Origin of the sequence: Nocardioides pollutisoli (genome assembly GCF_040045055.1) — a bacterium.
Classification (GTDB): Bacteria; Actinomycetota; Actinomycetes; order Propionibacteriales; family Nocardioidaceae; genus Nocardioides; species Nocardioides tweenelious.
In genome coordinates this window covers 864,302-879,020 of sequence record NZ_JBDZDU010000001.1, presented here as the reverse complement: position 1 = coordinate 879,020, position 14,719 = coordinate 864,302, and the positions used below count along the sequence as shown (strand labels likewise).

The window sequence follows — 14,719 nt, the reverse complement described above, 5'->3', positions numbered from 1 at the left end:
AGTGATTCGGTTGCCCGGTCCAAGCCAGATTCGATCGGGGTCCATTTAGTGTCCAGATTGAGGCCGTCCCACTCGTCACTGGATGGGTATCCTGAGACCGGAAGCGAGGGCGAATCCCTCACCACACCGAGCGAATCGGTAGCTTTCGGCCGGACTCCGTAGTTGTCGCAGGGGCCCCGATCTCGTCCAGAGGTCGCAGGTTCAAATCCTGCCCCCGCTACTCCTGTGATGTCTCAGGACATCGCGGACACCCGAACCCACGGAAACGTGGGTTCGGGTGTTCGTCATTTCGGAGTTCGTGGCTGGTAGTCCTTGCTGGTGTCGATGGTGAGCTCGCGGAGGAGTTCGCCGGTGACGGCGTTGACGACTCTGAGGTCGAGGTCCTGGATGAGCAGGATGACGTGGGTTCCCTTGTGGGTTCGGCCTCCTCGGGGTCTGGTGGTCGACGAACAGGGCGGTGATGACCAGGCGGGCTTCAGAGGTGGGTGGCGGCATGGCCGAGCATCGAGCTCGGCGAGGTTGTCGCCGATGACCTGCGACATGTGTCGCCTATGTCTTGAGACAGGTGTCGCCGATGTCCTGAACCAGCACACTGCCCCCGCTACTCGTCAGGGCCGTGGATCCAGTCAGGACCCTCTACGACTAGCGCATCTGTGGCCGCGGGCCATGCGCCATCCGTGTCGGCCGACAACTTCGCTACGTCGTCAGCGACGTACACGCCTGGCTGGCGAGCCAGCGAGAGCGCGAACCCGGTCACTCTCCCGAAGGGACGTGACGGTAGCACCCCGGACCCCGTTCGCTTTCTCGGAAAGGAACCACAGCCATACCGAGCCTATGGTCACGACCTCATGTCGTAGCCGAGAATGCGGCCCCACATCCTCGACACATGGTCGGTGATCTTCTCGCGTGCAGTCCCCTCACCGTAGAGCAGAGAGGTGACGCAGGTTTCCTCAAGCATCGCTGCAAGGATCTCGCAAACCAGAGCGACGTCCATGTTGCCAAGATTGACGTGGGCGGCAGTGCTTGCGATGCCCTTCCGGATGTCTGTGACAAGTGAGTCTCGGAGCGACCGACGCGCCTCTCGAAATAGGGCGCTGGTGGCCGACGATCCGTCCAGCAGCACCCACAGAGTGCGATCGTCCTCGAACGAACGAACATAGAGATCGATTGATCTGCGGATGCTTTCGACCGGCCGGTTGCTGTCCCAGACCGCCCGTGAGCCCTGATGTAGCCGCTCCCGCATCTCCTTGAGTAGTTCGGAGTATATCTCCTCTTTATTGACGAAGTGCACATAAAAGGTCCCATGGGCGCGCCGGGCCGTTTTCGCGATGAGACCCACCGTGGCCTCGTTGTAGCCGACCTCCTCGAGCACCAGCAGGGCGGCGTCGAGCAGTGCCTGACGCGTCTTCGCGGTTCGTTGCTCTTGACGGGTCAGGACGCTGCCGTCGGCTTTCAATGTGTCGCTCACGCTCTCTCCTCCCGCATCCTGCCCGCAGGTTAACGGACGAGGATTGTTGTCTACCTCACGTCTTGACGCTGACGTCAATATCAGTAACACTCTCGCACATGACAAACCTGAAGGACGGGGCAGGGACAACTGACGTCCTGTCCGACAGTCCTCGGCACCCCCGCCGCGGTGCCGTCTCCCTGCGCTCACGAGTCGCGTCTGTGGAGCAGACCTGGCTCACCCTGGGTCTCGTCGCCGTAGTGGTTCTCGCGCTCAGTGTGGCGGGGCTCGGCGTGCTGGATCCGGCCAACCTGGCCGACATCGGCCGAGCCACAGGGCCACTGCTGATTCTGGGTACTGGGGCGGCGCTTGTGATCCTCGGCCGGGGTATTGATCTTTCGGCCGCGTCGGTGGCAGCCGTCGCCGCACAGTTATTCGTCTGGCTGGTCAGCGTCCAGGGGTACGGCGAGCTCCGCGCAATCCTGGTGTGCCTGGTGGTGAGTGCGGTATTGGGCCTCGTGAATGGCGCCATCATCGTATGGGGGCAGGTCCCAGCGCTCTTCGTCACGCTTGCCACCTGGCAGCTGTACCTGGGTTTGTTCCGACTGTTTGTCTCCAAGGAGACAAACGCAGTGCTTCCCCGAGACTCCATGGTTGTCTCGTGGATGGGAAGCAGCAACGTCTTGGGCATTCCGTCGACCCTGCTGATTGCAGGAGGCGTTGTCGTCCTCACCTCATTCGTCCTGCGATTCACGAGCTTCGGCTGGTTCTACCGGGCCGTGGGCGACAACTTCATCACCGCTCAACTCACTGGCATCCCTGAGCGACCGCTTCGCCTTATCAGCTACGTCCTCTCCAGCATCCTGGCTGGACTGACCGGCCTCGTGCTGCTGGGAGTCGCCGGCTCGTACACGACCGTCTACGGCAGCAGTGAGGCGATCCTCTTCGACGCCATCACCATTGCCATCATCGGTGGTTTCAGCCTTGCGGGAGGCAGGGGCAACATCCGGGGCGTCGTCGTCGCCGCCTTGTTGATCGCCGTGGTCCAGAACGGCATGACGCTGATGAATTTCACCGTCGTCGCTACGACGCTGACCAAGGGCCTGATCCTGCTGGCCGCCATCGCAGTCGATGCCTGGCTTCACCCCGAAAGCGAAGAAACGGTTCGAGCTGGAGATCTCTGACTTCAGCGAGCTCACCACGGACACCTGAAGTTCCGACAGTTCCCCCAGGAAAGGCACCAACATGAAGTTTCGACACCTGATTGCCCCGTCACTGGCAGCGCTTGCGCTGTCCGCATGCTCGGTGAGCACCGGCAGTAGCACCGAGGCCTCCTCGGGCGACGCAGTGATCCCCGCCAGTGGAACTGTTTCGGAGATCAGCAAGCTGGTCCACGAATCGTTGGCAGGGAAGAAGATCGGCTGGGTTCCCACCGGAATGGGGATCCCGCTGACGGAGAACTGGACCAGTCAATTCAAGCTCGCTGCAAAACAGTTGGGCGCTGAGCTCATCATTCGCGACCCCAACTGGGATTCGGCGAAGATGCCCGACATCGTCGACGGACTGATCAATTCCAAGGTCGACGTGCTCATTCTGCACAACCCGGACGTCGGAGTGCTGACCAGCCAGATCCAGCGGGCAAAGCAGGAAGGCATCTACGTCATCACACTCAACATGATGCCCAGCCAGCAATCCGACGCCTTCGTCGGGGGCGATTTCGAGGCCATGGGCGCTGCTCTGGCCGATCGAGTGGTCCAGGACTGCACGGCCAAGGGCAAGACGAAGATCGCCACCATCGATGGATTCGGCACCGACGGCGCCAGCGTCGCGGCTCGAACGGGCTGGGGCTCGGTCTTCAAGGCCTCCGATCTGGATGTCGTTTCAGAGCAGTCGGCCAACTACCTGCCGGCCAATGCCAACAAGGTCGCACGCACGGTGCTCCAGCAGGAGCCTGACCTCTGCGCCTTCGTGGGAAACTTCGACACGATGATGCTCGGCGCCTCCCAGGCGGTTCAGCAGGCTGGAAAGGCCGGCGAGGTGGGGGTGTACTCCCTGGATGCCAGCGCACCTGCCTGCGCGAACATCAGGAACGGATCCCTGACCGCAACGATCTCCTACAGCGTCCCGGCGATGGGCGGCACGGTCTTTTCGCTCATTCAGTCCTTGATCCAGTCGGGCAAGACGCCGGGCGCGACCCGCTCGGCCACGTTCATGCCTTATCAGGTCGTCGACAAGTCGAACGTGGACGACGTCACGCTCGCCTGCTACGGCAACAACTGAGGCGACGAGCACACCGATGAAGTCAGAGGAGACAGCCCGTGCGGCCAGTTGACGCCTTCAGCCTGACCGGACAGCCGACGGTTCGTCGGTTCTCCGTCGGCAGGTCCGTGTCAGACATCCTGTCCCGATCCTGGGTCGAGGGCGCGGTGCCCTTGGTGCTCGCCGTCGGGCTGTTTCTTCTGCTGACGATCACCACTCCCGGGTTCATCAGCTCGGGTACCCAGGTGATCATGGCTCGTAATATCGGCGAGATCGGCCTGATCGCCATGGGCCTCACCGTCGTGATGCTCGCCGGTGGCATCGACCTCTCGGTGGGCTCCATGGTTGGAGTCGCCAACTTCACCGCCCTGATCGCCTTTCGCGTGTGGGGGCTCACGGCCGGCGTGGCGGTCCTGCTCGCCCTGGCTGCCGGTCTGCTGATGGGAGCCATCAACGGCGCCCTGATCGCAGGTTTGAAGACCCGTCCATTCGTGACGACCCTCGTGACGCTGATGACCTTCCGCACGGTGGTGCAGTTCGCGCAGGAGGGGTACGCGGACAAGTTGATCAGCCAGCCCCAGGACAGCACCTGGCTGCTGTTGGGGATCGGGCGGATCGGGATCCTGCCGCTGTCGTTCATCCTGTTCCTGATCGTGTTGGTCGTGGTCCAGGTCCTGGTCACTAGGGGGCGCTGGGGCTGGCGACTGCTCGCCGTGGGGGCAAGCCCCAAGTCCGCACGCCGGAACGGGATCAGCCCGGAGTGGGCGAAGTTCCAGTCGTATGTGTTCTGCGGGGCCATGTGCGGTCTCGCGGGTGCCTTCATGGCCACGCGTCAGGGGAACACCAGCAGCAGTGCGGGCTCGGGTCTCGAGCTGGTCGCGCTGACGGCGGTCGTCCTGGGTGGCGTGAGCCTGGCTGGTGGTCGAGGCAGCGTGGTTCGCGCCTCGCTCGGAGTGGCGATCGTGGCGATGATCTCCCAGGCGACCCAGCTCAACAGCCTGGACTCGTCGTGGTACGTCGTGACCCTGGCCATCGCGTTGCTCGCCTTCGCCACCTTCGACCTGAAGTTCGGCAAGTATCGAGGAACCCTGGCGCAGAAACTCTCGATGCGACCTGGAAAGGCGAACCTCGGCGAACTCATCGACGTGACCGCCCCAGGGACTCCCTGGACGATCAATCACCGGCTGACCGATGCCAAGGCGATCGGGCTCGGCGAGATCGAGGGCGGCGAGGACGTCGCGATCGACCGCGACGGCAACGTCTACTGCGGTGACAGGCGTGGATGGATCTGGAGGTTCGAAGGACCCGACCACGACGAGGGACGGGTCTTCGCACGAACCGGTGGACTCCCGCTGGGGCTCGCCTGGGACGCCGAGAACAACCTGCTGTGCGCCGTGGGCGGGATCGGGCTGGTCCGGATCGCGCCCGACGGGACCCTGGAATCCTTGGCGGCGAGCATCCGCAAGACCTGGTACAAGGTGTCCGATGACTCGCTGGTGCGCGCGGCGGACGACCTGGACGTCGCGCCCGACGGCAGTGTCTACTTCTCCGACTTCTCCTCACGAAATCAGGCGTCGGAGTACGTCGCCGAGATCCTCGAGTGCCGCCCCAACGGGCGCGTCCTGCGGTGGGATCCACAGCGCGACAAGGTGACACTCGCCGCCAAGAACTATTCCTTCCCGAACGGCGTCTGCACGTCCCACGACGGTCAGTCCATCCTGATCGCGGCCACGCTGCTCTGTCGCGTCGACCGGCTATGGATCGCGGGTCCGAGGGCGGGTCAGATCGAGACGGTCATGGAGAACCTGCCCGGTTATCCCGACAACATCAACCGTGCCTCGGACGGGAACTACTGGCTGGCCTTCGCCGGCATGCGCGTCCCGGCGTACGACGTCTTGATGCGTCACGACACCGTGCGTCGCCGCGCCTTCCACGAGCTGGCGGCTGATGAATGGCCGATGCCGCAACTCAACGTCTCGTGTGTCGCGAAGGTCACCGAGTCCGGCGAAGTCCTGAACACCCTGTGGGACGGAACGCTCGAGAACCACGGTCTGATCACCTCCGTTCGCGAACACGACGGCTGCCTCTACATCGGCGGACTGCAGAACAATCGCATTGGTCGGATCCAGCTCGATCCTTCCGAGGTGGGCGATGTCGACGTCCGGGCGGTCCCCGGCACCCAGTCCGGCAAAGTCATTGCACGGGTAGGAGCCAGCGCATGAACCGCTTCCTTCGAACCGTCGTCGAACTGGTCGCTCCGACCAGGATCAGCCATCCCGAGGTCCCGCCCATGGAATTGGGCATGACCCCAAACGACCGGCTGGAGCGAGCAGACGACGTCGCCTGGGCGGGCACCGGTCAGGTGGACGACGTGGTGCTTGTCGACGGAGAACTCGCAGTGGCCACGGGCAACGTCGTGACCGTGCACCGGGCCGACGGCGCCGACCAGACGACGCTCCCGGATCGGGTCACCGCGATGGCGGCCACTGACAACGGAATCGTCGTCGCCGTCAGCGGCCATGGGCTGCTCAAGGTCAATGCTGGTCGCGTGGACCCGCAAAGCGAAGACGTCTCACTGCGCCACAACGTCACCGCGCTGCTGGCACTCCCTGGTGGCGAACTCTTGGCCACCGTCGGTTCCTCCGAGCGTGACCTGGATGGCTGGGTTTGGGATCTGTTCGAGCAGAAGGCCACTGGCTCCATCCACCGGATCGACGCAGATGGACGGATTGTCCAGAGCAGGCAGGGCCTTCCTTGGGCGGCCGGTCTCGCCGAAGGCATGGAGGGACCGGGAAGCCCGGTTCTGCTCTCCCTGGCTCACGCCCACAGGATCGAGTACGTCGACCCGACGAGCCTTCAGAGCTTGGGCACGTTCCTTGAGGGCCTGCCGTCCTATCCGTGGCGAATCTCTCGGGCACCCGGTCGGGATTCCTGGTGGGTGTCCATGCCCCTCGTACGCTCCCGCTTGACCGAACTGATGCTGGGGGAGAAGGCCTTCCTCAGCGACATGATGGCCACGGTGCCGACGCAGTCCTGGTACGGCCCGAGCATGGCTGGTGGCTCCGTGTATCGCGAACCCCTTCAGCTCGGTGGCCTTCGGGTGCTCGGCCAGCTCAAGCCGTGGGCGCCACCGCGCAGCTATGGACTGGTTGTCGAGGTCGATGCTTTCGGTCGGGTGCTCCGCAGCCTGCACTCGCGCGCTGGAGGTACGACGCACGGCGTGGTGGCCGCCGTCGAACACGAAGGTTCGCTCTGGGTCGCGGCCCGGTCCCGCTCGGGTCTGGTCCGGGTCACGCTCTCCGAGGATGAGGTGGTCTCATGACCGGCATCGCAGCCGAAGCACACGCCGACCAGGTGGCCGCCCTGCGACTGGTCGGAGTCTCGAAGTTCTACGGCAGCCAGGCCGCTGTGTCCAACGTCGACTTCGAGGTCCTCCCCGGGGAGGTCCACGCACTCGTGGGAGAGAACGGCGCCGGCAAGTCGACGATGTGCAAGCTCATCGCCGGGGTGACGAGCCCGGACGAAGGACATCTCGAGCTGGCCGGGAAGCCGACCCCGCTCAAGTCGCCCGCAGAGGGATTGAAGGCGGGCATCTCCATGGTCTACCAGGAGACCTCCCTGGTCCCCGCCATGACGGTGGCGCAGAACCTGACCCTGGGCTCCGAGCGATCACTCAATCGGATCCGCAAGGTCAATCTGGTGGCGCAGCGAGTGCTGCATTCTCACAACTTCCACATCAATCCGGGAGCGATGGTCAGCAGCCTGAGCGCGGCGCAGCGACAGCTCGTCGAGATCGCCCGCGCGGTGCACCGCGATGCCAAGGTGATCATCTTCGATGAGCCCACAACCTCCCTCACCCCTGAGGAGAAGCAACAACTCTTCATGACCATTGCCGAGCTCAAGAAGCGAGGACTTGGCATCATCTACGTCTCCCACGCGCTTGAGGAGTGCCTCGAGCTGTCCGACAGGATCACCGTCCTGCGCGACGGCGAACGCATCGAGACCAGGCCCAGCGATGAGTTCACCCGGGAGAGCCTGATCCAGGCGATGGTCGGCCGGACAGTCGAGACTCGGGTCGCGAACCCCCGCAAACCCGCGACGGTCGACCCCGTCCTCGAGGTCCGTGACGTCACCCTGGGCCAGCTCGTCCGCAACATGACCTTCTCGGCCTACCCTGGCCAGATCGTCGGAATCGCCGGGTTGGTTGGCTCGGGTCGAAGCGAGAGCGCTCAGATCGTAAGCGGGTTCCTGAAGCGACGCCGTCTCCGCGGTGGCGTGATCCGTGTCGCCAAGCGCGTTCGGCGCTACAACACCCCGCGACAAGCCATCCGCGACGGCGTCGTGTACATCACCGAGGACCGCAAGACCGGCGGATTCTTCGACTCGATGAGCATCAGGGAGAACCTGCTGGTGGGCAGTCTGGCCGCGAGTCGTCGTACGCCCTTCCTCGCTACGAGGAAGCGAGCCAAGGAGCTGGAGGAACGTCTCGGGAAGCGCTTCGGTATCCGCTCCCTTGATCCCAAGGCTCAGGTGGTCACGCTTTCGGGTGGAAATCAGCAGAAGGTGACCCTTGCCAAGGCGCTGACCAACAACGCGAAGGTGGTCATCTTCGACGAGCCGACCAAGGGCGTGGACGTCGGAGCGATCAAGGAGATCCACGAGCTCATCCAGGAGTTCGCCGACAACGGGGTAGCCGTCGTCGTCATCTCTTCCTATCTCCCCGAGATCCTCACCTTGTCCGATCGGATCCTCGTCGCGAAGGGCGGCCGCATTGTGGCCGAGTTCGCCGGTGGCGAGGCTTCGGAGCACCAAATCATGTTTGCGGCGGTGCACTGATGACCTCCACAAATGCCCGAGTGTCGTCCCGAGCGGAGCACGGTGCACGAGACCAAGACCAGCGCGAGACAGAGAGAAGCAGGATGACCTCAGGGCAGTCAAGCATTGTTCCCGACATGACTTTTCGGGAGTTCTGGGAGAGCCGCGTGGACGCCAGCCCGGATCGCGAGTTCCTCGTCTACGGCGAGAAACGCTTCTCCTTCGACCAGGTGGACCGCGAGGCCAACAGGGTGGCTGCCGGGTTGCAGGCCAACGGCATCGGGGCGGGTGACCGCGTTGGCCTGCTGCTGCCCAGCGACCTTGCACTGCTGCACATCGAACTGGCCATCCACAAGGTCGGCGCCGTGATGGTGCCGATGATCTATGGGCTGACCGGACCAGAGGTGGCCTACGTGATCGGCCATGCGGAGCCGGACATGTGCATCACGGACGCCCAGTCCCTCCGCGGGTTGGGGGACGAACTTCCGGGCGTGGGACGGACCCGCTGGCTTGTCTTCGGTCTGGGAGAGGACGCTGCGCGGGCGTCCCGGGTCACGCAGGCCGAGGCCCTGTACACCGACATCGAGGCCCGACCGGGACCGGCGGGGATCACCCCCAGCGACCCGATGGCGATCATGTACACCTCGGGCAGCACCGGGAAGCCTAAGGGCGTGGTCCAGCCGACGCGTGGCCTGGTGGCCGCAGCCGTGGTCATCGCCGACAGGCTCGGTGCCACGGAGGAGGACAACTTCTATTCGTGTCTGCCGCTATTCCATGCCGCCGCCACTCACATGCTGCTGGCGCCCGCCGTGGCCTGCGGAGGACGGTTCACGCTCGTCCCGTCCTTCAGCCGCGACGCGTTCTGGGGGCAGGTTCGCGAGAGCGGGTCGACGATCACCCTCCTCATGCCCGCCCAGCTGGCGATCCTGATGACCCTTGACCCCAGCGAGCACGAGCGTGACCACGGGTTGCGGCAGATCTTCAGCCATGTTCAGCCGGCCGACTTCATCGAGCGGTTCGGCTGTCATGTCAGCACGGCATGGGCCATGACCGAGACCAGTGGGGTGGGCATCATGAGCCACCCAGGGCAAGCGGTTCCCAACGGGAGCATCGGTGTCCCCGTGGTGGGTTCGGAGGCGAAGATCCTCGGCGCCGAGTCGGGCCAGACACTGTCGCCGGGCGAGCAGGGTGAGTTGTGGTTCCGGCACTCGGACGTGATGCTCGAGTACTTCAAGGACCCCGAGAACACCGCAGCAACGCTGGTCGACGGCTGGGTGCGCACAGGCGACCTCTGCTCGATGGACGTGGACGGCAACGTCTACTTCCACGGGCGGATCAAGAACGTGATCAAGCGTGCCGGGGAGAACATCGCCGGTGAAGAGGTCGAGTTCTGCATCATCGAACACCCGGAGGTGGTCGACTGCGTGACGGTCGCCGTCCCGGATCCGATCTACACGGAGGAAGTCCATGCCATCGTGGGCGTTCGCGCCGGGTCGACGTTGACCCCGGACGAGTTGACGACCTGGGTGCGGACCCATCTCTCGGACTGGAAGGTCCCGCGGTACCTCACGCTTCGTGAGGGGGAGCTGGCCCGGCTCCCCAACGGCAAGCTGGATCGTCTTCGGATCCGCGCCGACCATGACGTGGCCCAGGCGGTGGACTGTGGCTCGCGAGCAAAGTCCAGGACCGGGTCCGGTGCGGGGGAGTCGAACCAGGACAACGCCGAGGCGGCCAGTGTGGTCACGACGCTTCTGGACGGGTCCACCCTCTGGCTGTGCCTCAACCGGCCCGATGCACTCGGGGCGATCAGCTACCAGGTGATTGCCGAGCTGCAGGCCGGGCTCGACCTCGCCGAGTCGCACGCGGACGTCCGGGCCGTGGTCTTGACCAGCACCGGGCCGGCCTTCTCCGCCGGCGCGGATCTGAAGGCCGTCAATGAAACCGAGTCGAGCAATGACTTCCGCAGCACTTTCGGGAAACTCCTGGACCGGATGGTGGCCTCCGAGAAGCCTGTGATCGCCGCGGTAAACGGCCTGGCCATGGCTGGAGGACTCGAACTCATCCTGGCCTGCGACGTGGTCTTCGCTGCGGAATCGGCCCGGATCGGCGACGGGCACTCCAAGTACGGACTGCTCCCCGGGGGTGGCGGCGCCGTACGGCTGCCGCGCCTGGTCGGGCGCAATCGCGCCCTGGAGATGCTCTACAGCGGCGAGCTCTACCCGGCCGAACTGCTGTGCCAGTGGGGCCTGGTCAACCGGGTCCTGCCGGATGCGGAGCTGCTGGTGGAAACAGGTCGATTCGCCGCAGGCCTGGGCAGCAGGAGTCCCTTGGGCCTGGCCCGGATGAAGCGGCTGGTCAACGAGACCTCGGACCAGCCGATCTCCACGGCCCTGTCGCTGGAGTTGCTCTATTCGATGCTCCACGAGAAGTCCCACGACATGAACGAAGGCGTCGCCGCCTTCGTCGAGAAGCGCGATCCCCGGTTCACGGGACGTTGAGACTACGACGAGAGAAGACGGATCAGACGTGACAGCGACGAACAATCAAGTGAGCCAACCGAGGCGCCGCATCGGCGATCCGATCAGCAACCTTCCGTGGGCGTTCGACGAAGGACACGAGCAGTGGCGAAAGACCATCCAGGCGTTCTGTCGGGACCGGGTTGCGCCGGGCGCGACCGACCGAAGTGTCGAGGCCAGGTATGAGCCCGGTCTGGTGGACGAGGTCGCGAAGCTGGGTGCCTTCGGTCTGCTGCTCCCCGAGCCGTACGGCGGGAATGCTGACCTGCGCACGCTGTGCATCACGGTGGAGGAGCTCGCCTACGTCGACTCATCCCTCGCGGTGACCACCCACGTGGCCGCCGTCTCGGCATTCCTGCTGACCAAACTGATCGAGGACCGCCCGGGCCTGTACGAGGAGCTCGCGCCGCGTCTGGCCTCGGGGGAAATCATGTCCTGCTTCGGCCTCACTGAGCCTTCGGGCGGTTCGGACGCGTCGAACGTCGGCACGATCGCTCGACGCGACGGAGACGACTGGGTTCTCGACGGCGCCAAGCAGTTCATCACCAACTCGGGCACGCCCAGGACGAAGTACATGGTCGTCTTTGCCAAGACGAATGAGTCGGGCAACAGAGGAGCGGTCTCCGCGTTCCTGGTGCCGTCGGACACTCCTGGCGTCACCGTGGACCCGGCGTACAAGAAGCTGGGCTGGCGGGCGTCCGACACACACCCGATCTTCTTCGACTCGGTGCGGTTGCCCGCCGGTGCACTGCTGGGCGAGGAGGGGAGCGGCATGTCCAAGGCCCTGGGCATGCTGACGTGGGCCCGAATCCCCTTCGCGGCCATCGGGGTCGGGCTCGCCCGGGCCTGCGTCGACGAGACCATTCGGTTCACTTCCGAGCGGCATAGTTTCGGATCGCGCATCGTGGATCACCAGAGCGTCAACTTCCGCATTGCCGAGATGGCCGCGGACACAGCGACGGCCACGTTGCAGACCTATGACGCCGCCTGGAAATACGACAACGGTCACGCCTTCGACTTCGAAGCAGCCGCCTCCAAGCTCGTCGCGACCGAGATCGCCAATCGAGTGGCCTACGAGGCAACCCAACTGCACGGCGGCTACGGGTTCATGCTCGAGACGGCCGTCACCCGCCACTACCAGGACGCGCGCGTCCTGACCATCGCGGAAGGAACCTCCGAGGTCCAGCGCCTGTTGCTTGGCCGATACCTGACCGCGTGACACCGGCCTTTGGCCGCATCGCTGAGCATCACGACATGAATGAGGAATGAGAAATGAGAAACGTCTACGTCGGTGGAGTGGGCATGACCTCCTTCGGCAAGTCAATCGACAGCACGGTTCCCGGACTGGCCGGGCACGCTGTCGAGTCCGCTTTAGGGGATGCGGCGCTGTCCGCGGACCGGGTGGGGATGGTCTTCTTCGGCAATGCCATGGGTGGCACGATGACCGGTCAGGAGATGATCCGGGCCAAGGCTGGTCTGGGGCTGACCGACTTCGCCACGCTGGCGACGCCCATGGTCAGTGTCGAGAATGCCTGTGCCTCGTCCTCCAGCGCGGTACACCTTGCCTGGATGGCGGTGGCCAGCGGCCAGGTGGACGTCGCCCTCGCAGTCGGGGCGGAGAAGATGACCTCGGAGGACAAGACGCGGGCTTTCCGCGGATTGGCCTCGGCCGTCGATCTTGAGCGGGTCGACGAGCTAGAGGCGGCGTTGTACGGCGGTTCCCCGGAGAACGCGGCCGGCGCCGACAGGTCGCTGTTCATGGACATCTACGCCGACATGGCGCGTCGCTACACCGAGCGCTCCGGCGCGACTGCCGAGGACTTCGCGCGGGTCGCAGTCAAGGCCCACGAGCACGGCGCCCTGAACCCGCATGCGCAGTATCGCAACCGCATCACGGTCGAGGAGGTCCTGGGCAGCCGCATGATCAGCGATCCGCTGACCCTGATGATGTGCTCGCCCATCGGGGACGGTGCTGCCGCGGTGGTCCTGTGTTCTGAAGAGGTCGTCGGGCAGATAGTCGATCCCGTCCGGCTTCGTGCGTCGGTCCTCGTGTCGGGGGTGCGCGGCCCTTCGGTCGAGGTCCCCGCCAGCGCGCGTGCGGCGCAACGTGCCTATGAGATCGCCGGGATCGGACCGGAGGATGTTGACGTGGTCGAACTGCATGATGCGGCCGCACCCGCCGAGCTGATCATCTCCGAGGAGCTCGGCCTCTGCGGACCGGGTGAGGCCTCGAAGCTGCTGGCCGACGGTGAGACGACCCTGGGTGGTCGGATCCCGATCAACACCAGTGGCGGCCTGATCAGCAAGGGACACCCGGTGGGAGCCACGGGCTGTGCGCAGATCGTCGAGCTGAGCAACCAGTTGCGAGGCAGGGCAGGAGATCGCCAGGTCGAGGGCGCCCGAGTGGGGTTGGCCGAGAACGGCGGCGGCTACCTGGGCAACGACCCGGCTGCCGTGGTCGTCACCATCCTGTCGCGCGACTGAACGATATGGAAACCCCAGCAGGAGCCGGCTCGACCCGACCCTTGGCGGGACTCCGGGTGGTCAGCATGGCCGAGCAGTATCCCGGGCCCTATGCGGGCATGGTGATGTCGGACCTCGGCGCCGACGTCATCATGGTCGAGCGGCCGGGGACCGGAGATCCGGCGCGGCAGTTCGGGCCCTTCTTCGCCGCGTTGAATCGCGGAAAGCGTTCGGTGGCCCTCGATCTGAAGTCCGACGACGGGATAGCCGCGCTGACAACGCTGGTCTCGGACGCCGACATCTTCCTGGAAGGCTTCCGCCCCGGCACGGCGGCGAGGTTGGGGATCGGGTGGGAGCAGCTGCGTGAGGTCAATCCTGCGTTGATCTACGTGTCCATCAGCGGCTTCGGGCAGGACGGTCCCTACCGGCTGCGGCCAGCCCACGACCTGAGCTATCAGGCGGCGGCCGGACTGCTGGCCAAGGCCGAGGTGCCCTGGCGTCTGACCGATCCGCTGGCCGTGGCAGACCTGAGCAGTGGCCTGTTCGCGATCATCGGTTGCCTGAGTGCTCTGCGGCATCGCGAACTCTCGGGCGAGGGCTCCTATGTCGACGTGGCCATGATGGACTCGCTGATCTCCCTGATGTCGACGAACATCCATCCGGTGGCCAATCGCATCGACAACCGCTGGATCGAGGACGAGCCCGGCTATGGGCTCTACGAGACGAGCAATGGCCGGATCACGCTGAGCCTTTCCTACGAGGACTGGTTCTGGAAATCGGCCTGTGAGGCACTAGGGCTCGACGACCTGTCCCACCTCACCGCCGACGCCCGGCGTCGGGATCAGCAGGCAATCCGACGTCGCATGCAGGAGCAACTGCGCACCCAGACCTCCGAGCACTGGAGCGAGATCTTCGAGGCAGCCGATGTGCCCTTCGCCGTCGTCGCCACCGTCGAGGACGTCGTGCGCGATCCCCACGTCCGGGCCAGGGGAATGCTCACTTCCGGCGAGCACACCGACGGCGTGCGACACATCCGGCAACCCCTCACCATCGACGGGCAGGGGAGCGGGCCGAGGACTGGTGTACCGCAGCTCGGGGCGGACACCGAAGCCGTTCTCGGTGAGGTCGGCGTCGACCGAGACCGGATCGACCGGTTGCTCGTGCAGTCCAACGCAAGACAAACAGACGTGGGCGTGGCCCCCGAATCGAAGAGGTGAAC

Annotated in this window: 11 protein-coding genes; 9 read left to right on the top strand and 2 right to left on the bottom strand. The window is 64.9% G+C overall.

Annotated features, from left to right (window positions below):
• Positions 1–284: 284 nt before the first annotated feature.
• On the bottom strand, positions 285–542 hold the full coding sequence (locus ABLE68_RS04230) for a hypothetical protein (RefSeq protein WP_348869994.1): 258 nt from the start codon (positions 540–542) through the stop codon (positions 285–287).
• Positions 543–838: 296 nt separating this feature from the next.
• Positions 839–1,468: a TetR/AcrR family transcriptional regulator gene (locus ABLE68_RS04225; protein ID WP_348869992.1), complete on the bottom strand. Its 630-nt coding sequence runs from the start codon at positions 1,466–1,468 to the stop codon at positions 839–841.
• Between the two features lie 200 nt (positions 1,469–1,668).
• Between ABLE68_RS04225 and ABLE68_RS04220 the strand changes: the two genes are divergently transcribed.
• From ABLE68_RS04220 to ABLE68_RS04180, 9 genes are all read left to right on the top strand, one after another.
• Positions 1,669–2,631 carry an ABC transporter permease gene (locus tag ABLE68_RS04220; protein ID WP_348869990.1) on the top strand — a complete coding sequence of 321 codons (963 nt, stop codon included), beginning with the start codon at positions 1,669–1,671 and terminating at the stop codon, positions 2,629–2,631.
• A 61-nt stretch (positions 2,632–2,692) separates the two neighbouring features.
• Complete coding sequence (locus ABLE68_RS04215; protein WP_348869989.1) at positions 2,693–3,727, top strand: sugar ABC transporter substrate-binding protein; 1,035 nt, start codon at positions 2,693–2,695, stop codon at positions 3,725–3,727.
• Positions 3,728–3,834: 107 nt separating this feature from the next.
• Complete coding sequence (locus ABLE68_RS04210; protein WP_348869987.1) at positions 3,835–5,928, top strand: ABC transporter permease; 2,094 nt, start codon at positions 3,835–3,837, stop codon at positions 5,926–5,928.
• Complete coding sequence (locus tag ABLE68_RS04205) at positions 5,925–7,028, top strand: hypothetical protein (RefSeq protein ID WP_348869985.1); 1,104 nt, start codon at positions 5,925–5,927, stop codon at positions 7,026–7,028. Before ABLE68_RS04210 ends, ABLE68_RS04205 begins: the two co-directional genes overlap by 4 nt.
• Positions 7,025–8,542, top strand: coding sequence for a sugar ABC transporter ATP-binding protein (locus tag ABLE68_RS04200; RefSeq protein ID WP_348869984.1), 1,518 nt, complete (start codon positions 7,025–7,027; stop codon positions 8,540–8,542). Before ABLE68_RS04205 ends, ABLE68_RS04200 begins: the two co-directional genes overlap by 4 nt.
• 116 nt (positions 8,543–8,658) lie before the next feature.
• A complete protein-coding gene (locus ABLE68_RS04195; protein WP_348869983.1) occupies positions 8,659–11,019 on the top strand; it encodes an AMP-binding protein in 2,361 nt (786 codons plus the stop codon).
• Positions 11,020–11,047: 28 nt separating this feature from the next.
• A complete protein-coding gene (locus ABLE68_RS04190; RefSeq protein WP_348869982.1) occupies positions 11,048–12,256 on the top strand; it encodes an acyl-CoA dehydrogenase family protein in 1,209 nt (402 codons plus the stop codon).
• A gap of 53 nt (positions 12,257–12,309) precedes the next feature.
• Complete coding sequence (locus tag ABLE68_RS04185) at positions 12,310–13,521, top strand: thiolase family protein (RefSeq protein ID WP_348869981.1); 1,212 nt, start codon at positions 12,310–12,312, stop codon at positions 13,519–13,521.
• A gap of 5 nt (positions 13,522–13,526) precedes the next feature.
• A complete protein-coding gene (locus ABLE68_RS04180; protein ID WP_348869980.1) occupies positions 13,527–14,717 on the top strand; it encodes a CaiB/BaiF CoA transferase family protein in 1,191 nt (396 codons plus the stop codon).
• Positions 14,718–14,719: the final 2 nt, after the last annotated feature.

Excerpts from the sequence above, each read along its gene's own strand:
- ABLE68_RS04195 (WP_348869983.1), top strand. The coding sequence starts at position 8,659 with ATGACTTTTCGGGAGTTCTGGGAGAGCCGCGTGGACGCCAGCCCGGAT.
- ABLE68_RS04185 (WP_348869981.1), top strand. The coding sequence starts at position 12,310 with ATGAGAAACGTCTACGTCGGTGGAGTGGGCATGACCTCCTTCGGCAAG.
- ABLE68_RS04230 (WP_348869994.1), bottom strand. The coding sequence starts at position 542 with ATGTCGCAGGTCATCGGCGACAACCTCGCCGAGCTCGATGCTCGGCCA.
- ABLE68_RS04200 (WP_348869984.1), top strand. The coding sequence starts at position 7,025 with ATGACCGGCATCGCAGCCGAAGCACACGCCGACCAGGTGGCCGCCCTG.
- ABLE68_RS04180 (WP_348869980.1), top strand. The coding sequence starts at position 13,527 with ATGGAAACCCCAGCAGGAGCCGGCTCGACCCGACCCTTGGCGGGACTC.
- ABLE68_RS04215 (WP_348869989.1), top strand. The coding sequence starts at position 2,693 with ATGAAGTTTCGACACCTGATTGCCCCGTCACTGGCAGCGCTTGCGCTG.
- ABLE68_RS04205 (WP_348869985.1), top strand. The coding sequence starts at position 5,925 with ATGAACCGCTTCCTTCGAACCGTCGTCGAACTGGTCGCTCCGACCAGG.